The sequence below is a fragment of the Vibrio sp. V23_P3S9T160 genome, from assembly GCF_963886625.1.
Taxonomy (GTDB): Bacteria; Pseudomonadota; Gammaproteobacteria; order Enterobacterales; family Vibrionaceae; genus Vibrio; species Vibrio anguillarum.
In genome coordinates, this window is the sequence record NZ_CAWPDB010000148.1 from 1 (window position 1) to 23,472 (window position 23,472).

17 protein-coding genes are annotated in these 23,472 nt (G+C 45.0%); 11 read left to right on the plus strand and 6 right to left on the minus strand.

Annotated elements, in window-relative coordinates:
* The 8 genes from AACU59_RS13365 to cdd form a co-directional block, all read left to right on the plus strand.
* Positions 1 to 2,022, plus strand: a 2,022-nt coding sequence (locus AACU59_RS13365; RefSeq protein WP_161437554.1) for a peptidase domain-containing ABC transporter, incomplete at its 5' end; no start/stop codon positions are given.
* Positions 2,019 to 3,371, plus strand: a complete 1,353-nt coding sequence (locus AACU59_RS13370; protein WP_094145700.1) for an HlyD family type I secretion periplasmic adaptor subunit — start codon at positions 2,019 to 2,021, stop codon at positions 3,369 to 3,371. The genes AACU59_RS13365 and AACU59_RS13370, both read left to right, overlap by 4 nt.
* A 1-nt stretch (position 3,372) precedes the next feature.
* The gene (locus tag AACU59_RS13375) at positions 3,373 to 5,508 is read left to right on the plus strand and encodes a type I secretion system permease/ATPase (RefSeq protein ID WP_094145701.1); all 2,136 of its coding nucleotides are present in this window, start codon (positions 3,373 to 3,375) and stop codon (positions 5,506 to 5,508) included.
* 421 nt (positions 5,509 to 5,929) lie between these two features.
* Entirely contained in the window at positions 5,930 to 7,297 is a 1,368-nt protein-coding gene (locus AACU59_RS13380) for an L-cystine transporter (RefSeq protein WP_026028454.1), read from the plus strand.
* 151 nt (positions 7,298 to 7,448) lie between these two features.
* The gene (gene sbcB / locus AACU59_RS13385; RefSeq protein ID WP_017047014.1) at positions 7,449 to 8,873 is read left to right on the plus strand and encodes an exodeoxyribonuclease I; all 1,425 of its coding nucleotides are present in this window, start codon (positions 7,449 to 7,451) and stop codon (positions 8,871 to 8,873) included.
* Positions 8,874 to 8,997: 124 nt separating this feature from the next.
* Positions 8,998 to 9,330 carry a CidA/LrgA family protein gene (locus tag AACU59_RS13390; RefSeq protein WP_033197434.1) on the plus strand — a complete coding sequence of 111 codons (333 nt, stop codon included), beginning with the start codon at positions 8,998 to 9,000 and terminating at the stop codon, positions 9,328 to 9,330.
* Positions 9,330 to 10,010 carry a CidB/LrgB family autolysis modulator gene (locus AACU59_RS13395; RefSeq protein ID WP_010319624.1) on the plus strand — a complete coding sequence of 227 codons (681 nt, stop codon included), beginning with the start codon at positions 9,330 to 9,332 and terminating at the stop codon, positions 10,008 to 10,010. Before AACU59_RS13390 ends, AACU59_RS13395 begins: the two co-directional genes overlap by 1 nt.
* A gap of 208 nt (positions 10,011 to 10,218) precedes the next feature.
* Complete coding sequence (gene cdd, locus AACU59_RS13400; protein ID WP_017047013.1) at positions 10,219 to 11,106, plus strand: cytidine deaminase; 888 nt, start codon at positions 10,219 to 10,221, stop codon at positions 11,104 to 11,106.
* Between the two features lie 58 nt (positions 11,107 to 11,164).
* Here cdd and AACU59_RS13405 read toward each other — a convergent pair whose 3' ends face one another.
* A complete protein-coding gene (locus tag AACU59_RS13405) occupies positions 11,165 to 13,912 on the minus strand; it encodes a bifunctional diguanylate cyclase/phosphodiesterase (protein WP_237666566.1) in 2,748 nt (915 codons plus the stop codon).
* 288 nt (positions 13,913 to 14,200) lie between these two features.
* On the opposite strand from AACU59_RS13405, the gene purT reads away from it, so the two are divergent.
* Complete coding sequence (gene purT, locus AACU59_RS13410; protein WP_094145797.1) at positions 14,201 to 15,376, plus strand: formate-dependent phosphoribosylglycinamide formyltransferase; 1,176 nt, start codon at positions 14,201 to 14,203, stop codon at positions 15,374 to 15,376.
* 64 nt (positions 15,377 to 15,440) lie between these two features.
* Here the strand turns inward: purT and AACU59_RS13415 are convergent, their stop codons facing one another.
* Complete coding sequence (locus AACU59_RS13415; RefSeq protein ID WP_094145798.1) at positions 15,441 to 16,739, minus strand: methyl-accepting chemotaxis protein; 1,299 nt, start codon at positions 16,737 to 16,739, stop codon at positions 15,441 to 15,443.
* A gap of 121 nt (positions 16,740 to 16,860) precedes the next feature.
* Positions 16,861 to 17,508 (minus strand): thiopurine S-methyltransferase, encoded by a 648-nt coding sequence (locus AACU59_RS13420; protein ID WP_094145799.1) that lies wholly within the window; start codon positions 17,506 to 17,508, stop codon positions 16,861 to 16,863.
* Positions 17,509 to 17,855: 347 nt separating this feature from the next.
* On the opposite strand from AACU59_RS13420, the gene AACU59_RS13425 reads away from it, so the two are divergent.
* Positions 17,856 to 18,629, plus strand: a complete 774-nt coding sequence (locus tag AACU59_RS13425; protein ID WP_094145800.1) for a phosphoribosylglycinamide formyltransferase — start codon at positions 17,856 to 17,858, stop codon at positions 18,627 to 18,629.
* 70 nt (positions 18,630 to 18,699) lie between these two features.
* Here AACU59_RS13425 and ihfA read toward each other — a convergent pair whose 3' ends face one another.
* From ihfA to pheS, 3 genes are all read right to left on the minus strand, one after another.
* Complete coding sequence (gene ihfA / locus AACU59_RS13430) at positions 18,700 to 18,996, minus strand: integration host factor subunit alpha (protein ID WP_010319630.1); 297 nt, start codon at positions 18,994 to 18,996, stop codon at positions 18,700 to 18,702.
* Positions 18,997 to 19,417: 421 nt separating this feature from the next.
* The gene (gene pheT / locus AACU59_RS13435; RefSeq protein WP_094144679.1) at positions 19,418 to 21,805 is read right to left on the minus strand and encodes a phenylalanine--tRNA ligase subunit beta; all 2,388 of its coding nucleotides are present in this window, start codon (positions 21,803 to 21,805) and stop codon (positions 19,418 to 19,420) included.
* A gap of 16 nt (positions 21,806 to 21,821) precedes the next feature.
* A complete protein-coding gene (gene pheS / locus AACU59_RS13440) occupies positions 21,822 to 22,805 on the minus strand; it encodes a phenylalanine--tRNA ligase subunit alpha (RefSeq protein ID WP_017044058.1) in 984 nt (327 codons plus the stop codon).
* Positions 22,806 to 23,021: 216 nt separating this feature from the next.
* Between pheS and AACU59_RS13445 the strand changes: the two genes are divergently transcribed.
* A partial coding sequence (locus AACU59_RS13445; protein WP_161437556.1) for a GNAT family N-acetyltransferase occupies positions 23,022 to 23,472 on the plus strand: 451 nt, incomplete at its 3' end.

The following is a 23,472-nucleotide window of genomic DNA, read 5'->3' on the forward strand; positions in this document are numbered from 1 at the left end:
ATCTCTAATGAAACGCCATCCAATGCAATTGATTCAATAATAAAAGATTTAAAAGGAAGAAATTATTTAGTCACTGCTAATAAAGCGAAGTCTTTTGCTGGAATTACTAAAATAAAGAAGCCGATTATTTTATTTAACAAAAATAATCACCCTTTTATTTTAGCTAAAGTTGAACAGGATAAATGTTTAATTCATCCATGTGATTCAGATACTCCAAAAGTAGTAGGCATAAGCTATTTAAAACAGAATTGGAATGGAAAAACGCTAGATATCAAAAAAAAGCAATCCTCTTTTGATATTCGTTGGTTCTTACCTGAATTATCGCAACATAAACATTTAATCGCTGAGATTGTTTTATTCTCTTTCGTACTGCAAGTTATTGCACTTATTACACCGCTATTTTTCCAAGTCGTGATGGACAAAGTATTAGTGCATCAAGCCCACTCGACACTCGATGTTTTAGTGTTCGTCTTAGTTATTTCTGGAATAGCTGAGGTATTGCTACGCGGTTTACGCGAATATCAATATGCTCATACCGCTAACCGCATTGATATTAAGCTTGGCATTAAATTGGTTCACCATCTGTTTGGTTTGCCGCTGCTGTTTTTCAAATCAAGGCAAGTTGGGGCGATTGTGACTCGAGTAAGAGAGCTCGATACCATACGCGAGTTCATCACAGGTTCGATGTTTACCCTCACGATTGATCTCGTTTTTCTCGTGATCTTTTTCTATGTGATGAGCTTACTTTCTGGCGGGCTAACCCTATTGGTATTGGCCACACTGCCGTGTTATCTCTTTTTGGCTTGGTGGCTAACCCCAAGGCTGCAACAAGCGATTGAACAACAATTTACCCATATGGCGCACAACACTTCGTTTCTAACTGAAACCGTCGCGGGGAGTGATACCATTAAAAGCTTAGCGACTGAACCTCGCTTTATTCGACGTTGGGATACTCAAACCGAACAGATGATATCGAGCAACTATGTGGTTCAGCAGTGGAATAACCGCTCTAGCCACGCAGTGCAGTTCATCCAAAAAATAACGAGCGTCTTTTTACTATGGATTGGTGCATCCGAAGTGCTCGCGTTACAAATGACCATAGGTCAACTGATCGCTTTTAACATGCTCGCCAGTCATGTTGCACAAACTCTTGCCCGGCTCGTCGAGCTGTGGGGGCAATTTATACAAGCGCAAATTGCAGTCGATAAACTTTCCGACCTACTCAATTTGCCCACCGAGCAGCAGCAAGCCAGCTATTCCCTACAACTGCAAGGTGCGATCACTCTCAGTAAAGTGAGTTTCCGTTATCAACCCGATTTGCCGCTGACCATCAATCAGCTTTCACTCAATATCCAAGCGGGTGAGAAAATTGGTGTGGTCGGTGGCTCGGGGTCGGGAAAAAGCACCTTGGCTCGGCTTTTACTCAAGCTGTACAGCCCTGAATCAGGCCAAATCATGTTCGATAACACCTCACTCAAACAGATCGGTGTTCATGAATTGCGTCGCCAGTTGGGGGTGGTATCACAAGAGAACTTTCTCTTTAGTAAAAGTGTTAGTGACAACATTGCCCATTCAAAGCCACAAGCCAACTTGGATGAGATTGTGCAAGCGGCAAAATTAGCGGGCGCTCATGAGTTTATTTTAAAGCTGCCACTGAGTTACGACACGATTTTAGCCGAAGGGGGGCAGTCACTTTCAGGCGGACAACGACAACGTTTAGCCATTGCCCGCACACTGCTTGCAGACCCTAAGATTTTAATTCTTGATGAAGCCACCAGCGCTTTAGATGATGAATCACAAGCCATCATTCAAACCAATATGGAGCAAATTGCCGCCGGGCGTACCGTTATCACCATCGCACACCGCCTCTCTACAGTAAGAGAGTGTGACCGGATTATCGTACTGGAAAAAGGCGAGATTGCAGAGCAAGGCACGCATCTACAACTTCTCGCAGAGCAAGGCAAATATTTCCAGTTGTGGCAACTGCAACAAGCATTAAAACAAGAGGATGAGCAAGTATGATCTCTCAGTTAAAGAAGCTTCGCTCTAAGCGCTCGAAAACGAACGGCTACTTTGAGTTTTTACCCGGCCATCTTGCTCTACAGCAGAGCCCGCCCTCTCCGTTTGCTCGCATCACCGCCATCACGCTAAGTGTAGGGTTACTGCTCACCTTACTTTGGACCTATTGGGGGAAATTGGATATCCAAGCGACCGCAAACGGGCGGCTGTTAGTCCCTGGGCGCTCGCAAGTGATTCAGTCTTACGAACAAAGCCGAGTAGCACAAATCCATATAGCAGACGGCGAACGTGTCGAAAAAGGGATGCCCTTACTGACTCTGGACACGTTAGGCGTTAGCCAAGATATTGAACGTTTGCGTCATCAAATACGCTATCAAACCCATGAATTTCTCAAGTATCAAGCGTTGCGTGGTAAGGCTGATCTAGCTCAACATCCCCTGTATTTGGCATTGGCACCTTCGGCGCAGCAAGACGTCATCGACAGCTTTGATACTGAAAAGAACGAATTCACATCGGTGTTGGAAAACTTGCGTGCTGAAATGCAGGTCAATCTTGCTTCCCAATCCTCACTTGAGGTCGATATCAGAGGCTTAAAGCAGTTAGTGAGTAATATTACTCAGCGCCTTGATGCTCAAAAAAAGCTCAAGCAACAGCGTTTGATCGGTCAAGTGCAGTATCTGGAGCAGGAAAAAGAGTTATTAGAATCCGAACGAGCGTTAGCCCAGCAAACATCACAACAGCACGTGCTGCAAAAGCAATATCTCAACCTAGAAGAGCGTTTAAAAGCGCTGCGTGCGCAAAAAGCCAGAGAGTGGCAAGACAAAAGTCAGCAAGCACACCTACAACTCTCAGCGCTGCAACATGAACTGGACAAAGTACGCGAACATGAAGGATTACAAGTGGTTCGCTCTCCTGTCACTGGCACTGTACAGCAACTGAGCGTTCACACCCTTGGGGCAGTCTTACAACCAGCACAAAACTTGATGATTATTGTGCCTGACGATTCGGTACAAGTCGCCGAAGTTAAAATTCTCAATAAAGACATTGGCTTTATTTATGCTGGCCAACCCGTGACGTTGAAAATTGATGCCTTTCCCTATACGCGTTACGGCACCTTATCGGCAACATTGGTCCACGTTTCTAGAGACTCGACAATGGATGAGCAACTTGGGTTGGTTTTTCCCGCTCAAGTTCAATTGTTAAACCATACAATTGAAGTCGATGGTACCTCTGTTGCCTTATTGCCTGGTATGTCTGTCGTGGCTGAGATTAAAACCGACCAACGTCGGATCATCGATTATCTACTTAGCCCAATCCGAGAATATCAAGCTGAAGCATTGCGAGAAAAATAGAGTGGATACCTTAACCAACACCGTCTCAACGGTTCATGATCAAGAAAGCCATGGCGGATTAGCGGCCCTCTCGTTTGCCAGCCTTTCGTTTGATAAGAAAGTCACGCCATCACAACTGATTCATACACTAGGCGTTGCCGAAAATGAGCTCAGTGCTCTCGACATTCAGCGGGCCGCTCAATCTATTGGTCTGAAAAGCCAAATGATCACCGTCAGAGGAAGCGAGCCAATCCCGCTACCTGCATTGGTCAAAGTCCGTCAGCAGTGGCATGTCATTCATGCGCTAAACGAGTATGGTTGGACCTTGTACGATCCCATTAAACAGCGCTATTTCGAGTTTCCGTTGGCGCAAGGATCTTCAAGTTCCTGTTATGAGGTCTTATTACTGATTGAGCAGAGTATAGAGCCAAGCGATGTCGCTTTTGGCCTCCGCTGGTTTATGCCTTCGGTACTCCGTCAGTCAAAACAGCTACGTGATGTGTTTCTGTATTCGATTGTGCTGCAACTGTTTGCCCTGTTTGGTCCCAAACTTTTTGAAACCGTTATTGATAAGGTTCTTGTGGGGCGAAGTTTGTCGAGTTTGCACGTTTTAGCGCTGGCTATGCTTGCGCTGGCTATTGCTGAACCTCTTTACAGTTATTTGCGCAATACGGTTTTTGGTCATCTTTCTAGTCAAGTCAATGCAGAGCTATCGGGGCGGTTGTATCGGCATTTGATTAATCTTCCATTAAGTTATTTCAAGCAGCGTCAAACGGGGCAAATCATCGCCCGCGTACGGGAAATGGCGCAAATACGTCAGTTTTTGACGGGCTCAACCTTAATGCTGCTCTTGGATCTCATTTTTATCACCCTCTTTATTGGTGTGATGTTTCATTATGCGCCAGCGCTCACAGGGCTGATTATCGGTTCATTAGTGATTTACTTTCTGCTGTGGTTAGGTATTGGACCTTGGGTTCGTCACAAGGTAACGACAGAGTATGACGCAGAAGCAGAGACAACCACCTTCCTGACTGAATCGATAACGGGTATCGAAACAATCAAGACAACCGCAACGGAAGCTCGATTTTTAGAACGGTGGCAGCAAATACTCAGTCGACAAATTGAATGCGCGTTTTCAGCCCAAAAAGCCAGTTTAATTGCTGGGCAATTGATTGCCTTAGTGCAAAAAATAGCCGCTGCCATTTTACTTTGGTGGGGAGTCAACTTAGTACTCAATGGGCAGCTCACTCCCGGTGAATTGGTTGCCTTCAATATGCTAGCAGGGCATGTTACTCAACCCGTTTTGCGACTTGCGCAAGTGTGGCAAGATTTCCAGCACACCTTAGTAGCCTTGCGTCGCGTTGGCGACATTCTTAACGAACCGGCTGAAAATAGTAAAGATGGCCTTGCTTCCATCCCTTCTGTTCAAGGAGGCATTGAGTTTAAAAATGTTCGCTTCCGTTATCATATCGATGCACCGGAAGTCTTAGCGAATCTCTCGTTGACCATCGCTCCGGGGCAATTTATTGGTATTACCGGGCCTTCCGGATCAGGCAAAAGTACATTAACGAAACTGCTACAGCGTCTTTATGTACCTTTGCATGGGCAAGTCTTAGTCGATGGTATGGATCTCGCCATTGCAGATCCGGTCTCGTTAAGGCGCAGCATGAGTGTGGTGCTGCAAGAAAGCATGCTATTTTCAGGCAGCGTTGCCGACAATATTCGTCTTTGTAAACCCGATGCAAGCGATGCAGAGCTGATAAACGTTGCAAAGCTTGCTGGTGCGCTAAGCTTTATTGAAGCGCTGCCACAAGGGTTTGAACAACAAGTAGGAGAAAGAGGTGCCAACTTATCTGGCGGGCAACGTCAACGCATTGCACTGGCTCGCGCATTGTTAGTTAACCCAAAAATCTTACTGCTTGATGAAGCGACTTCAGCGCTCGATTATCAGTCAGAGGCGGCCATCATGAGCAACATGGGAACCATTTGCCATGATCGAACGGTGATCAGTATTGCACATCGGTTATCGACGATTCGTCATGCCGATAACATTATCGTCATCGAAGATGGGCAAGTGGCCGAGCAAGGTACTCACGAAGCGTTGCTCGCACGTGCAGGACTTTACGCACGTTTATGGAAACAACAAGTCAGTGGTTAACTTTCTCTCCTTCAAATGGGTTAGGTATAAAAAATCTCCCCAGAAATTACTGGGTCTTAAACTTACTCACTAAATTATTCAGATCATCAGCTGAACTCGCGAGATTTTGTGAGTTCAGTAGAGCTCGGCTCGATACAACCACACGCCATAGATATTTTGCACTCTCGCGATATGCTTGCCTTGCTCAAGAAGTATCAAGGACTTGCTTAAATAACTCACCGATCGGTTCATTTACCAGCACAATAGAAAGATTGATAACCATTTGTTCTAAATCATGCTGATTTTGTCTTTGGATTAACCTACGTTAAAAGATATGGTTGGGTTTCATCGCTTTTATTCCCCTTTTACCTAGCATTATCGACTACATCGCTCATCGGCGATCAACGTAATCATGGGTACACAACTTTTAAGGTGTCGCATCATGTCAGTTGCAGCCATTGCCGCACTCGCAGTATTTATTGGCATTCTGTTTTTTCTCTTTGGACAGCAGAAAAAGTCTCACACTCTTTCACGCTTAGTGCTACTTGGGTTGATCCTAGGCAGCGCATTTGGCCTTGCTCTACAAGTGGTTCTTGGTGAAGGACATGTGGCCATCAAGGAAACATTAGGCTGGGTCAACGTCGTCGGTAACGGCTATGTTGGTTTGCTAAAAATGGTGATTATGCCTTTGGTGCTGGTGTCGATGATCGCTGCGGTTGTGAAGCTCGATAAAGGTGGCTCGCTGGGTAAAATCTCTGGCCTGACCATTTCTATCTTACTGCTGACGACTGCTGTCTCGGCATTGATCGGTATTTTTGTCACCCAAGCTTTTGGTTTAACAGCAGACGGCCTCGTTGAAGGCAGCCGTGAAACGGCGCGTATTGCTGTACTAGAAAGCCGCGCCGCTACTGTGAGTGATTTAACTATTCCTCAAATGCTATTAAGCTTTATTCCGACCAATCCTTTTGCCGACTTAACCGGTGCTCGCTCAACCTCGATCATCGCTGTGGTTATTTTTGGTGTACTAACGGGTATTGCGGCGCGTAAAGTAATGTCAGAGAAAGCCGAGCTAGAAACGCCAATCCGCACCTTTGTCGAAGCGATACAGTCGATTGTTATGCGCCTCGTGAAAATGGTGATGGCACTAACCCCTTACGGTATTGCGGCGTTGATGGCGAAAGTTGTCGCTACATCAAGCGCGGGCGATATTCTGAGTTTGCTCGGTTTTATTGTCGCCTCTTATGTCGCCATTGCATTGATGTTTGTGGTGCACGGTATATTAGTTTCTTTTGTAGGCGTTAGCCCTAAAGAGTATTTTCAAAAAATTTGGCCAGTGTTGACCTTCGCGTTCACCTCACGTAGCTCAGCGGCAACCATTCCTCTTAATGTAGAAGCGCAAATCACTAAGCTGAACGTACCACCAGCAATTGCCAACCTATCGGCTTCATTCGGTGCCACTATTGGTCAAAACGGCTGCGCTGGTATTTACCCAGCCATGCTCGCTGTGATGGTTGCTCCTACCGTCGGTATTAATCCAATGGACGTGCACTTTATTTTGTCGCTAGTGGCTATTATCGCAATCAGCTCATTTGGTATTGCCGGCGTCGGTGGCGGTGCCACTTTTGCAGCCTTAATCGTGCTACCAGCGATGGGCCTACCGGTGACGATTGCAGCGCTGCTTATCTCCATTGAACCCTTGATTGATATGGCCCGCACCGCGTTGAACGTTTCAGGTTCAATGACGGCAGGTACCATTACCAGCCGCTTATTGAACGGTAAACAGGTACAAGTTCAAGAGCAGCAAGCCTAGAAAGTAGCGAACGTTCTCATTTTTCTCCAAGCCGGTGCCAATGCGCCGGCTTTTTCATTTCAAATCCTCATCAGAGCATGCTTCGCACATTGCTATGTCACACGGGCAATGGTCTAATAAACCTTAAATTTCAGCGACTGGATACTATCGAATGCGACAAGAGCACCCGCCTACTTTCTTTTTCCTCGACTATGAGACGTGGGGAGTCAACCCTGCGAAAGATCGTCCGAGCCAATTTGCGGGCGTTCGCACCGATATGGATTTTAATATTATTGGCGAACCACTGGTTATCTATTGTCAACCACCAGCGGACTATTTACCTTCTCCAGAAGCGGCGCTTATTACGGGTATCACACCACAAAAAGCGGTGGCTCAAGGCTTGCCAGAGCCTGAATTTATCGCCAAAATTCATCAACAACTCGCCACACCCAACACCACCAGCCTTGGTTACAACAGTATTCGTTTTGATGATGAAGTAACGCGCTACACTTGCTATCGTAATTTCATTGATCCGTATGCTTGGAGCTGGCAAAACGGCAATTCACGCTGGGATTTACTTGATGTGATGCGCGCCTGTCATGCGCTACGCCCAGAAGGCATCAACTGGCCCGAAAATGACGAAGGCTTTACCAGTTTTAAGTTGGAGCATCTCTCGGTTGCCAATGGCATCGAACATGCGAATGCCCACGATGCTATGGCCGATGTTATCGCCACCATTGAGCTAGCCAAAAAAGTAAAAGCCGCCCAACCCAAGTTGTTTGATTACTTTTTTAACATGCGCCATAAACGCAAACTCAATGATCTGATTGATATCGTCAACATGACACCTTTAATGCACGTATCGGGTATGTTAGGCCGAGAATGCCAATACACCAGTTGGATCGTGCCGATTGCTTGGCATCCCACCAATCAAAATGCGGTTATTGTGGTGGACCTTGCCAAAAACCCTCAACCCCTGATCGATTTAAGCAGCGAAGAACTGCATCAACGTCTATATACCAAACGCGAAGAGTTGGCAGAAGATGAATTGCCAGTGCCCATCAAATTAGTGCATCTCAATAAATGCCCTATCCTTGCGCCGGCCAAAACATTAACGGCCGAAAATGCAGACCATATCGGGGTCGATAGAAACCTGTGCCTTGAACACTTAGCGCTCATCAAGCAGTACCCTGAGATCAGAGAAAAGCTGATTGGCCTCTACACAATTGAGCGCGAATATAAGCACAGTGACGATGTCGATACTCAACTCTACGACGGTTTCTTCTCTCCGGCCGACAAAGCGGCGATGGAGATCATTCGCCAAGCTGACCCAGTCAATCTCGCCGCATTAGACATTAGTTTTAGCGATAAGCGCATCGAACCCTTGCTGTTTCGCTACCGCGCTCGCCATTACCCATTGACATTAAGTGACGAAGAGCAAAGACGTTGGGCAACTCACTGTCGTGATTATTTCGAAAGCCACCTTGAAGAGTACATGCTCAATTTAGAGAACTTAGTTCACACCCACAGCAGTGACGAAAAGAAAATGGCTATTTTAAAATCCGTTTACCGTTATGTCGAAGACATCGCGAGTTAATGTACGAGGTTTTCGCGCTGTCAGGTTTCAAACCAACACGCTGCGATTCCATTTCCGAAAATAGTTTAGGCACAACAAGGCACCGACTTTTATTGTGAATACCATTGCAAAATATTTGGTCTCTATGGGGCTGATTTTCCTTTGCCTGATGGCAGGTATCAATCTTCAACATTGGCTTGGCATCACCATTCCGGGCAGTATTATCGGAATGCTAATTCTGTTTAGTTTATTGGCAAGTGGGCTCGTGCCTGTCGAATGGGTAAAACCCAGTGCCAGTCTTTTTATCCGTTATATGGTCATTTTATTTGTCCCTATCAGTGTCGGATTAATCGAGCATTTTGATTTATTGATGAGTAACGCCATACCGATTCTTGCTAGCGCGGTGGGCGGTACGCTGATCGTATTAGTTTGTCTGGGTTTAGGGCTGGATCGTTTTTTGAAAAAGGGGAATAAGTGATGTGGTTATTGCTCACGATTGCGGTCTTTTTCCTGACACGTTGGATCAGCAAAAAATGCAAAACGGCCATAATGAATCCGTTACTGCTCAGCCTTGTGATCATCATTCCTATCTTGCTATTTTTTAACATTCCTTATGCCAGTTACTATGCTGATAACCAGTGGCTGAGCTTTCTGTTGCAACCGGCCGTGGTGGCGCTGGCTTATCCTCTCTATGAACAACTGCCTCAGATCCGCTCAAATTGGCGCATCATTGCCCTCGCCTGCGGGGTGGGCAGTGCTATGTCAATGCTCACAGCCAGCTTAATTGCTGTTTATCTTCAAACGGATATACATTTAATCGCCAGCCTACTGGGTAAATCAGTTACCACACCGATTGCGATGGAAGTTTCCAGTAATCTCGGTGGAGAGCCAGCCATTGCCGCCGTTTTAGTGGTCATTGTAGGGCTGTTTGGCGCGATTCTCGCCTACCCTATCTATAACCTTCTCAACATCACGCATCCAATTGCCAAAGGCTTAACCATGGGCACCGTCTCTCATGCGCTGGGCACAGCAACCTGCGCTGAAAAAGATCCACGTGACGCAGCATTTAGTTCACTTGCATTAGTCGTGTGCGGCGTAATCACATCGATACTTGCTCCAAGTTTTTTTGCTTTTTCAATGTGGTTGTCCACGCTATAGAGTGCCAACAGAAATCAAAGATACGTCTACTCATGGATTTTGATTGTAGACGTGTCTCACTCTAAGGCTGACTGTAATCGATTTCATGTGTGACCTCACTCTAAATGTGAAAACCAAAATTACGTTACATTGCATTACGTGATTTAAATCTCAGTAAAATTTCATTCTTCGCCTAGAATATTCCTCAATACATAGATAAGGACTCATTATGAAAAGCCGTATTGAACAGGCGCTAGCTGATACGCCAAAACCCGTTGCAGAATTTTTGTCGCCCATTCTGCTGTGCGATGATTTTGACGCAACCCTATCACCAGAACAGTTCAACCAACTGCTTTCTCTTTCTGGCTTAGACGATGCGGAATTGCGCGTTGCACTGCTGCCTTTTGCGGCCGCCTATGCTTATGTACCGCTTTCAAACTTTTACGTGGGAGCCATCGTCAGAGGTTTATCGGGCCGTTTGTACTTTGGCGCGAATATGGAGTTTTCCGGTGCACAATTAGGCCAAACCGTACACGCCGAGCAATGTGCCATCAGCCATGCGTGGATGAAAGGTGAACAAGGCGTTGCTGACATTACCATCAACTTCAGCCCTTGTGGGCACTGCCGTCAGTTTATGAATGAGCTTACGACCGCAGACTCGCTTGCCATTCAGCTACCACAGCGTGATGAGAAGTCACTGCAAGAGTACCTGCCTGAATCATTTGGTCCTGCCGATTTAGGTGTTGATTCTGGTCTAATGGCAGACGCTAACCACGGCAAAACAACTAGCGAAGATGACCCACTCATTGGCTTAGCTCTTAATGGCCTAAACCGCAGTTACGCACCCTATACCAACAATCTCAGTGGTGTTGCCCTGCAAGTTGAGAATGGTAAAACCTACGTCGGTGCGTATGCTGAAAATGCCGCATTCAACCCAAGCTTACCACCATTGCAAGTTGCTCTTGTTCAGTTAATGATGGATGGCCAACGCTTTGATAATATTGTCGCAGCCGCATTAGTTGAGATGTCTGATGGCAGTATTAGCCATTTAGCCGATACTCAAGCCACCTTGGAAGTAATTAACCCAGACATTCCTCTTTCCTATCTTGTGGTTTAGGCGCTCTAGTGAAAAATCCCCAACGCATGGGGATTTTTGCCTTTTGATGGTGCAGGTTTTACCGCATATCCTTTCCGCCCAACAAATTATCGAACACCTCTTGTTTACTCATCGGCTTGTAAAAATAGAAGCCTTGGATCTCATCAATATTCCAGACTTTGAGTTTGCGCAGTTGCGAAGCAGTTTCAACCCCTTCAGCCACGGTAGTTAAGCCTAGCTCTTGCGACATATTGATAATACTGCGCACCAAGGTTTTGGCTTTGTCATTGGATTCCAATGTGGAAATATAAGACTGGTCTAACTTCACTATATCTAATGGAAAATCACACAATGTACTAAACGAGGAATACCCCGTACCAAAATCATCAAGCGCCAACTGTATACCGAGTTTTTTTATCGCATCCATGCGTTTGATCGTCTCTTCTTCAGCCCCCAACAACATACTTTCCGTCAATTCGAGCACTAATTGTCCCGGTTCAATTTGATATTTTTCAATCAATACTAATAAGTACCCGACCAATTTTTTACTGTAGAAATGCGGGCTAGAAAGATTGACGTGAATACTTAGCCGTTTACCCAACGAAAATTGCGACCACGTTTGCAGTTCGTTAATAAATTGGCAGGCTTGGCCTAGTATCTGCTCTCCCAATTCAATGATCACTTTACGTTGCTCAGCCAAAGGGATAAATACGGCTGGCGAAACCATACCAAGTTGAGGGTGTTCCCAGCGAGCTAGAGCTTCAAAGCCAATGATTTCAGCACTGTCTGCACGAACAATCGGCTGATAGTAAGCAATAATATGACCATCTTTCACGGCAGAGATAAGATCTCGATTGATCGCTAACGACTTCTGGGCATGAACAAACAATTCTTGTGTCACTGAAACAACCAGGCTGGCTCCAGCTTTCTCTGTTTGTTGAATGGCATAAAAACCACTTTGAACCAAAGTTTCAAAAGAATCGATCGGCAATTGTGAATCAATCACAGCGCCTTCCACACTCAAATCGAGTTCCAAGCCGCCAATGTCAGTCTTCCTCTTGTAACTATCGATAAGCTTAGTGCCTCTGTGAATCAAAAAAGAGGTTGCCCCGTTACCCAACTCACACACCATAAATTCATATTCACTAATTCGTCCCATTATGGACGTGTTGAAACGGTTTCTAAGCGTAGCCGAAAAATGTTTAACGGCCATATCGTAAGCACTGTGTCCGTACACTTCTGAAATTTCTTTTAGTCTTTTAACCCGTAGGTAGAGCACGGAAAACCCACCACATTCGGTCGGGTTGTCAATCAAAGGCTGGACTTGGCTCATCATCGTTGGACGATTAAGTAAACCTGACACTGGGTCACAATGAGTAAGGTCGTAAATAAGCTGCTCTTGCTGCTTTTGCTCGCTGATATCAGTAATCGATAGCATGATAGAGCGATGCCCACGTTGTTCTATCAATGTAGCTTCGATAAGACACTCTAAACGCTGCTGACCCTTTGTAACAACATGTCCCTCAAATTCACGCATCCCTTGTTCTATATTTTGGTAGAGTAATTCACTGCTGCACACCACATCATTTTGTATAATACAAAACTCATCTAAAACCTTTCCAACCAACTCATCTCTAGAATAAGAAAGCATATCCAACAAGGCTTGGTTCACATCGACAATGAAGCGATCAACCACCAGCAACATTCCGAGATTTTGGCTTTGATAGAGTGCATCAAATTTCTGTAACGTCTCTTTAAGCCTATCTTCCGCCAAGGAGGATGAGGCAGCAAGTGAACGGACAAGTTCGGTAATTCGTTCAAACTCATCTTGTTTATCACTCGATTGTGAAGAGAATGCACTCTCTTCAATCAGCTGATTGATTCCACGCTCAAAATTCTCAAACCGTTTGGCTACCTTGCTGCGAAACAGAGCAAAAGTAGCCACGGCGACAAAGCCGGCCGCAATGATGATCGTCAAAATCAAATAATAAAAAGTTTCGTTCCCTTTTTGATAGTAAAGCCGCTGAGCACAGGTTTTTAGATAGCCAATAGGTTGCCCTGTCATATCACTGAGTAAGGTGTAATGCGTGATATTATTTTGATCTCTTTCAATACCCTCTTGATTATGACTAACAGGTAAAATCACAGGAGCATCGGTAACTACAATGTCATTTTTAGCGGTTAGTAGGTTCTGATACTGAGAAGGGAAACGGCGGGTTAAGTGCTGTCCCCATAGCATCCAACCCACAACATCAGCCGTACCTTCACTGTTACGCACCGGAGTTAAGCTCACCACCCACACACTATTTTCCACACGGATGAGGCCAGAGCGGCTAGTTTTATCCTCATCAAGTGTGTGATGCATCTGAATTAAATGGTCGCTCACACCTTGTGAGCGTATCAACTGTTCCACTAACGAACAGTTTGTGCCAGATTCAATATCCCGACATAAATATTCAACCAATTGCGAAGATTCGGTGATGAAAGCCAAAACGTCTAGACCTAAAGTATCGAGGGAATCAGGATACAAGTTGCGCTCAGCAAATTGAGTGTCGCCATTCAACAGTAACTGATAAGTTTCATCCCAATAAGCCCAATCATAAGAACGCTTTTCTTGCTGTACTAAAAGATCTTGAATGACCGACTGAGCTTGATTGCTATCTCGATGAATCTCAATTGATTCAAGTTCATTCAAACTATATAAAAAAAAGTGGCGAGTAATAAATAAGCTGCTAAGAATGATCCCAACCAACCCGACAGAAAACAACAAAGCAGTTTTCGTGTGTAGAGTAATAAAACGCAAACGTAAGAAAGTTTTCATAGCCATAGGTGTCTTTTTCTTAGTCAATCCCACATAAACTTTAGACTGAAATTACTTCATATTCTTAACGCAGTTTCTCGAATGCTGTTTACTGCACATTAATTGCTATTTCAGCCTTAATTTTGTACAGATATGAGTTCGTTTACTGCGTATTACACAAACCACTCTATCGACAGCACGAACAGGAAATCACTCATCTCTCATCACAAAGGCAAACGTTTGCTTTTATTCTTAATTTTAGTATGATTTTGGCTGTTTTCGCTATTACCTATTGCTTGAATGTAAGGATTCACTATGTTTGGTACTGCTACACGTGAAAATGCCACCCGCGTTTTACTGCTTGGTTCCGGAGAATTGGGCAAAGAGGTGGCAATTGAATGCCAACGCCTTGGTTTAGAAGTGATTGCCTGTGATCGCTACGCCAACGCTCCAGCAATGCAGGTGGCGCATCGTAGCCACGTATTGGATATGCTCGATGGCGATGCGCTACAAGCCATTATCGAACTCGAAAAACCAGACTACGTGGTGCCAGAAATTGAAGCAATTGCCACTCACAAGCTGGTTGAACTGGAAGCGCAAGGCTTAAACGTGGTCCCCACCGCAACGGCCACTCAATTGACGATGAACCGTGAAGGCATTCGCCGTTTAGCCGCAGAAACTCTTGCCTTACCTACCTCTCCTTATCAGTTTGCTGATGACTATAATGATTTTGTACTGGCGATTGAGCATGTCGGTATGCCTTGCGTAGTTAAGCCTGTGATGAGTTCATCAGGTAAAGGCCAAAGTGTGATTAAGACGCAAGAGGATATTAGCCGTGCTTGGGCATACGCTCAAGAAGGTGGCCGCAGTGGAGCTGGGAGAGTGATCGTCGAAGGCTTTATCGATTTCGACTACGAAATTACTCTCTTGACGATTCGAGCGGTTGATGGTGTCCATTTCTGCGCTCCCATTGGCCATCGACAAGAGGAAGGGGATTATCGCGAATCATGGCAACCACAAGTGATGTCGGCTAACGCAATTAAAGCCGCTGAATATGTAGCAGAACAAGTGGTTAATGCACTCGGTGGTTACGGCTTATTTGGTGTTGAACTGTTTGTAAAAGGCGATAATGTTATCTTCAATGAAGTGTCCCCTCGCCCACATGATACGGGAATGGTCACCCTCATTTCGCAAGAGCTGTCTGAATTTGCGTTACACGTGCGCGCGTTCACGGGTATGCCAATCAACAGTATTACCCAATATGGGCCATCGGCATCTGCGGTTATTTTAGGTCAAGGCACCTCCACTAACCTTAAATTTGATCGAATAAATGAAGCACTGTCTATCCCGCATACTCAACTTCGTCTATTTGGTAAACCAGACATTGATGGACGCCGTCGACTTGGGGTTGCTCTGGCGAAAGATAAAGAACTCAAACAGGCTTTGCACAACGCAATTCAATGTGCCAAAAGCGTGCAAGTGATTCTGTAAAAACGCAAAGCGAGCCACTAGGCTCGCTTTCATTTTCTTCACCAACAATACTCGCTGCAGAGCCTCACTCTTTAATCAGTTCACTGACCGTGCCAACCACACTGTCCGCGGCTTTTCTCATTTCATCAATCAGCTTTTGCGTCTCTTCTAGTTTGCTGTTACATGCCGTGACTTGGCCTTGAATTGCCCCCATCATAGAGGTAGAACTGTTGGTCAGTTCGCTATTGAGCTTAACAATATTACCAATTTCATCGGTCGCTTTGGTGGTATTGGAGGCTAATGAGCGCACCTCATCAGCAACCACCGCAAAACCCCGGCCATACTCCCCAGCACGCGCAGCCTCGATAGCGGCATTGAGCGCCAGCAAATTAGTCTGTTCTGCTATGCCTGTAATGGTGGTTACAATTTTGGTGATTTGCTGCGACTGGTTGGCCAGTTGCGTCATCGATGTATTCGCCTTAGTGATCGCGTTATCAATCTCTTTAGCAATGGAAGCGGCTTCGGCTAGCGTTCCCGTCCCGAGTTGAGCAATATGTACCGTTTCTTGTGAGGTGTGATGCGCCACTTCTGCTGCATCTTTAATCGCCCGAGCTTGCAGTACTCGTTGAGTGACATCAGTTGCAAACTTAGTCACACCAATCACTTTATGCTTTTCGTTAAAGATGGGGTTATAAGTCGCTTCTAACCAAATTTCATCACCATGTTTTGTAAAACGTTTAAATAATCCCGTTTTAAAATGGCCGCTAGCAAGCGACGCCCAAAAATTCGGGTCCTTTCTATAAAACTCATCGTCACAGAATAGGCGATGTGGTTTACCAACGATTTCTTGTAATTTGTACCCAACACAGGACAGAAAGTTTGGATTCGCCTCCACAACCGTCCCATCGGGAGTGAAAGAAATCACAGCCATTGACTTATCGACAGCTTCAAATATGGCCACTTGTCTATCCAATTTCTCTTTTGCAGCAGTGACATCACTGGCAATCTTCACCACCTTAACCACTTTTCCTTGCTCATCTTTTACTGGGATGTACGTAGCTTCAATCCAGACTTTATTATGGCTTTTAGTTAAACGGCAAAACGTACCCGCATGAGGTTTACCTTGCGCTAAATTTTGCCAAAGTTGACTATATTGAGGCGCATTAACAAATTCACTTTCACAGAACATTCGATGATGCTGGCCCACCACTTCCGATAATGAATAACCCAACACTTGTAAGAATGAGGAGCTGGCAGTCAGAATATGTCCTTGTGGATCAAACTCAATATAAGCCATCGTGCGTTTTATTGAATCAACCACCAGTTCATCACTGCTCTTTTTAGACTGTTGATTGCTGTTTGGCTTCCGACTAAACAAACCCATAGTTTTTCCTTAGTATTAGAGCGGCTGATATAGACGTAATGGCTTGCTCTCATCAAACGCCTAAAACCTATCTATTTATTGTTGTATAAGATGTATAAATAAACGATTTAAGCATAGTCTGTTACTTCTCAATTAACCACACGACTTCAGCAAAACGGCTTAATCCTCGTTGACTGATCTTAGGGTGATTTTCATCAGCATCGTCACGAAACAGACACGTCACTTTGCAGTCAGTGAATAACGACTCAACTTCATTTTTGGCGACACAGAATGGAGGGCCCATCATTTCACTTTGAACGTAATCCAGCGTCACAAGCAGCACCCTTCCGCCCTCTTTTAACAGTGAAAGCAAGCGAGTAACGTACTCCTCTCGCATTTCAGGGGGCAGTGCAACTAACGCCGCTCTGTCGTAGATAAGCTCAACCGCTTTTAGCGGCGCACTAAAGACATCTCCGGTATAAATCATCAGTTCATCAAACTGATACAGTTCATGCGCTCCATTTAAGCGAGTGACCGTTGGCGTATAAAAATGCTCGGCAAAAAAGGAACGAACGGCAATTTCACTCAGCTCTACACCCTGAACCTGTTCATGCTGGGAAGCGAGCCATATCAAATCCTCACTTTTTCCGCACAATGGTACAAATACACTTTCATTTCGTTGAGGTGAGAGTTGAGGCCAATATTCGATCAACAATGGGTTCACATCTTCTAAGTGAAATCCTATTTGGTTGGAGGCCCATTTCTTGTGCCAAAACTCGGGATCTTTCATTATCTTCGTACTCTACGATTAAAATCTACAGCCAGACAAAGTACATGCTACTGACTAATAAGTGAATCCCCAACGGGTTAAACAAACAGCATAAAGACAGATACAGATGTTCATATTTGGTTCATCCTCATTAGATACACTTGGTAACACATCAAATTGAACAGATAGCCTGGCGAGGCGTCTGAAGATAAGACCTGTGATAAAGCGCAAAATTATGGATTAATTGTTCCACGAGCTATTGAGTTCACTTTGTTTAGCCCAAGATCTCATAGCAAGCGACTCTGGTTATCACGTGTTTAGGTCTATTTTGGTTTCACCTTTTACCTAGACTAAGTTAAGGAGAATGAATGAGCCTATTTTTACGTACTACGGCACTGATGCTTTTAGTACTAAGCAGAGCCCCTGCCTTTGCAGCCGTTCCGTTCAATTCAGAAAGTGATGCCAAAGTTGGTGAATCGAAAAATCAACTCTCATCTAAACTGTTCAAGCATAGTTTAAGCGGTTTATATGGCATCCAGTCCACCAACAACCAGCCTTTGCAACCCTATAACGATTTTGAAATTCTCTACAGTAAAGCTCATCAAGCTCAACGTGAACTTGAAACATTGTGCAGAAGTACTGCTTTACTGACATCAACAGAGGCTCACTTTTCTGGCGTGAAATCACGTGACCGAGCATTAAGTAAAATAGAACATGAATTAGGTGGGCAAGCTGATAGGATCACAGATTTAGCCAGAACAACCCTTGTGGCAAATGATGTACCAAGCTTAGTCGAGGCTTATGAAGTATTAAGCCGAGAGGCCAGCATCGTAAAAGTAAAGAACCGCTTTAAATCGCCTGCGGCATCGGGATATCGTGATTTAAACTTACTGGTTCAACTTCCTAAAACCAATGTCATTGCAGAAGTACAATTACATCTTAAAGCCATTGCCGATGTGAAAAATGGCCCCGAGCATCGTTTCTATGAACAGATCCAGAAGTTTGAACGTGTCGCCGCATTAGAGAAGCGAGCGTTACATGATATTGAAAAGGCGCAAATTAACCAGTTTCGTCGCCAATCTATCGAGCTCTACCAAAACGCCTGGCAGCCGTATATCACTACTCATATTCAAGCAGCCTAATACGTTCAGAACCCTTAACTCACCATAAACAGAAAAAAAAGACCACGCATAGCGTGGTCTATTGCTCGGTCTATTTTTCGACATTAATGTTCTCGACTCGGGCTTTTAATTTCTGCCCTGGGCGGAACGTTACGACACGTCGAGCGGAGATAGGAATATCCTCACCTGTTTTTGGGTTTCGACCCGGACGCTCGTTTTTGTCTCGTAGATCAAAATTACCAAAACCAGATAGTTTTACCTGTTCGCCACTTTCAAGCGCCTTGCGAATCTCTTCGAAAAACACTTCAACCGTTTCCTTGGCATCCCGTTTACTGTATCCAAGCTTTTCAAACAGGTTTTCAGCCAATTCGGCCTTTGTGAGCGCCATAAAACTTCCCTCAAAGCTATGTTAAACCTTGCTGCCTCTAAGCAGCGCCAAAGCATTTTCGCTTAGCCAATCAATAGGATATCGGCTTTACCTGAAAAGTGTATGCCAACCTTCTGATTTTCGCCAACTTTTTTATTCGCAACAATATTAATAGTTTCATCAAAATAAGTGCATAGACTGGCTGCATTTATACAATTAGGCATCGAAGATTGAGAAAAAACACTGACAATTTAGTTAGTTATATTATAACGGTCAACATTTTTAGAATTTCATACTATTTTGAATGGATATCGATTTCTGATAAAAAAATTTATAACCTGTTAAATCATAGACTTGTTTAACACTAACTTGTCACTAAATTGCATATAAAAAAGCAGGCCCAACTTGAACCTGCTCAAATATACTTGGGCTACTTTCTGAATTAGTCGCGCAGGGCTGCACCAAACTGTGCCGCTACTGAAGTCACAATCGATTCAACAGCGCTTGCAATATCTGCTTCTTCTAAAGTACGTTCAGTCGATTGAAGCATCAACGCAATCGCTAAACTCTTCTTGCCCTCTTCAACCCCTTTGCCTACATAAACGTCAAACAGCTTCGCCTCTTTTAGAAGCTCACCACCAGCGTTACGACATGCATCGACAATATCACCTGAAGCAATGGCGCCATCAACAACCAGTGCTATATCACGGCGGTTCGCTGGGAACTTAGACAGTGATGCAGCTTCTGGAATTACACGGGTGTTCACAGCTGACCATTCAAGTTCAAATACGATGGTGCGGCCATTCAAGCCAAACTTACGCTCAAGCTCTGGATGAACAGTGCCTATCACCCCAATAATCTCACCATCGACAACGATGGCGGCCGATTGCCCAGGGTGCAGCGCTGGGTGTGCAACAGAAGTAAAACTGTAAGCTTTGCCGTTAGCGGTTAAATCAAGAATGGCTTCCAAGTCACCTTTTAGATCGAAGAAATCTACCGTTGCGGTGTCCATGTTCCAGTGCTCTTCACCACGAGTACCGGATATTACACCCGCGAGCATAGGCTCTTGGCGCATACCGTTCTCTGCCGAGGCATCAGGAATAAAACGCAAACCATATTCAAACAAACGAACGCGTGGCTGCTGGCGTTTCTGGTTATGAACCACGGTATTTAATAGACCTTGGATTAAGCCCAAACGCATCGCTGACATATCAGCAGAAATAGGATTAGGCAGAATGAGTGGTTCAACATCTGGAACAATCAGTTTCTGCTGCTCTGGCTCAACGAAGCTGTAGGTGATCGCTTCATGGTAACCACGGTCAACTAACAAATGACGAACACGCTTAAGTGGCAAGTTTGCTTCTTGGTGGTCATTCATGCTCAATGCTGCAACGGGAGCTTGATTAGGGATATTGTTGTAACCGTAAATACGGCCAATTTCCTCAATCAAGTCTTGCTCAATCGCGATATCAAAACGCCACGTTGGCGCGGTAGCAACCCAACTGTCTGCACGGCTCTCAACACTCATACCTAAACGTTTTAGGATTTCAACCACATCAGCATCCGCAATGTGATGACCAAGCAAACTGTCCAGTTTAGTGCGACGAAGTGTGACTTGATTTGGTTTAGGTAAATCCGTTTCAGACTCAACACTAACCACAGGTGCAACTTCACCGCCACAAATATCAACCAGAAGCTGCGTCGCTCGTTCCATCGCACTGGCTTGCAACGCGTAGTCAACACCGCGCTCAAAACGCATGGATGAATCAGTATGTAGGCCATAGCTACGAGCACGACCGCGGATATGGTCTGGTGCAAAGAAAGCACACTCAAGCAGTACATCTTGGGTTTCTGAGCTAACGCCTGAACTTTCACCACCAAAAATGCCCGCAATGGCTAATGCTTTATTGTGATCGGCAACAACCAGCGTATCGACATTCAACTTAGCTTCTGTACCATCGAGTAGCGTAAGTTTTTCATCCTGCTCGGCCATACGAACAACAATACCGCCTTCGATCTTGGCAAGATCAAAGGCATGCATCGGTTGGCCTTGTTCAAGCAAGATATAGTTAGTGATATCAACCACTGGATCAATTGAACGTAGACCACAGCGGCGTAACTTCTCTTGCATCCAAAGCGGTGTTTGGGCTTGAACATTAATGTTTTTAACCACGCGGCCAAGATAACGCGGACAAGCGGCCGGTGCTTTCACTTCAATAGAGACTTTATCTTCAATTGAAGCAGGAACAGCGATGACCGATGGCTCAGTGACATCAATGCGGTTCAATACACCTACTTCACGAGCAAGGCCACGAATACTAAAGCAATCTGCGCGGTTCGCGGTCAAATCAACATCAATAGTCACATCATCTAAGCTTAGGAATTCGCGGAAATCAGTACCAACGATGGCATCTTCTGCAAGCTCCATAATGCCAGCGGATTCAACATCAATCCCTAACTCACTGAATGAACAAAGCATGCCGTGAGAAGGCTGACCACGTAATTTTGCTTTTTTAATCTTGAAATCGCCGGGCAGTACCGCACCAACCGTCGCTACCGCCACTTTTAAGCCTTGGCGGCAGTTTGCTGCTCCACAAACGATATCAAGCAGTTCTTCTTCACCCACGTCAACTTTCGTTACACGCAGTTTGTCGGCATCTGGATGTTGACCACATTCCACAACGTGACCCACTTTGACGCCAGTAAATTCACCGGCGACAGCAAGAACGTCATCGACTTCCAAGCCTGCCATTGTAATTTGATGTGTAAGTTCGTCAGTCGTAACCGCAGGGTTAACCCACTCACGAAGCCATGATTCGCTGAATTTCATTGTGTTTACCCTTGAATTACTTGAATTGTTTGAGGAAGCGCAGATCGTTCTCAAAGAACGCGCGTAGGTCGTTGACGCCATAACGAAGCATCGTTAAACGCTCAACACCCATACCAAATGCAAAGCCAGAATATTTTTCAGGGTCAATACCAACACTGCGCAAAACGTTCGGGTGAACCATGCCACAGCCTAGAACTTCAAGCCATTTACCATTTTTACCCTTCACATCCACTTCCGCAGAAGGTTCTGTAAATGGGAAATAAGAAGGACGGAAACGCACTTCAACTTCTTCTTCAAAGAAGTTACATAAGAAATCGTTCAAAATACCTTTAAGCTGAGCAAAATTGACGTGCTCATCAACCAACATTCCTTCAACCTGATGGAACATTGGTGTGTGTGTTTGGTCGTAGTCATTACGATATACGCGGCCCGGCGCAATAAAACGAAACGGCGGTTGACCATTTTCCATAGTGCGAATTTGCACACCTGACGTGTGTGTACGCAACATTAAATCTGGATTAAAGAAGAAGGTATCGTGATCAGTACGTGCTGGGTGATCGGCAGCGATATTCAACGCATCAAAGTTGTGGAAGGCGTCTTCAATTTCAGGGCCAGATTCAACATGAAAACCAAGCTCACCAAAGAACTGCTCAATGCGTTCAACTGTGCGAGTCACTGGGTGTAAGCCACCATTTTCAATGCGGCGTCCAGGCAAAGTAACGTCAATCGTTTCAGCCGCTAGTTTGGCTTCTAACTCTGCTCGCTGCAAAGCATCTTTACGCGTAGCAATGGCGTGTTGCACTGTCTCTTTCGCAACGTTGATCTCTTGACCTGCAGCGCGACGTTCTTCGGGTGGCAATTTACCTAGGCTCTGTAGCTGAGTGGTTAACTCACCTTTTTTACCCAAGTACTGAACACGCACTTCATCAAGTGCGACTAGCGAATCGGCAGCATTAATCGCTGCGGTCGCATTAGCAATAATCTCTTCTAGATGTTGCATCGTTTCCTCATCTACCTGTAGGTAGTGTCCGTATAGGATGTTTTTGTATTTTTCAGATAGCTGCACATAGTATCGAAAGCCACCTCTAAAGCCAAATTGAAATGATACTGACGCTTGCTCTTGAACAAAAAAACGGCATTATTTTTGCCGCTCTCTTGATATTACCTCCCTCTCCCCAAACAATAATAAAAACATGACTATTTTTAAGAAGAAACAATGAACATCACGATAACACCAATCAAACCACAAGATGATCCGGACATTTGTAAAATTATCCAATCTGTAGGCGCTGAATTTGGGGCCATCGGTGAGGGTTTTGGCCCATCTGATGCTGAAGTGGAAAACATGAGTCAACATTATACGCAAGAGAGAAGCAGCCTTTATCTGGTAGCCAAACGTGACGGCATCATTGTCGGTGGAGCAGGTATTGCAGCCTTTCATCATAGCCAACGGATCTGTGAGCTAAAAAAACTCTTCTTATTACCAGAAAGTCGCGGTTGCGGGCTGGGAAAAATGCTCAGTGAAGCATGCCTATCATTTGCTCAAAATGCAGGTTATCAATCTTGCTATTTGGATACGTTATCTAGTATGACATCCGCCATTCAGTTATATGAAAAACTCGGATTTATACATTTGGATCGACCAATGGACGGCACTGAGCACAACG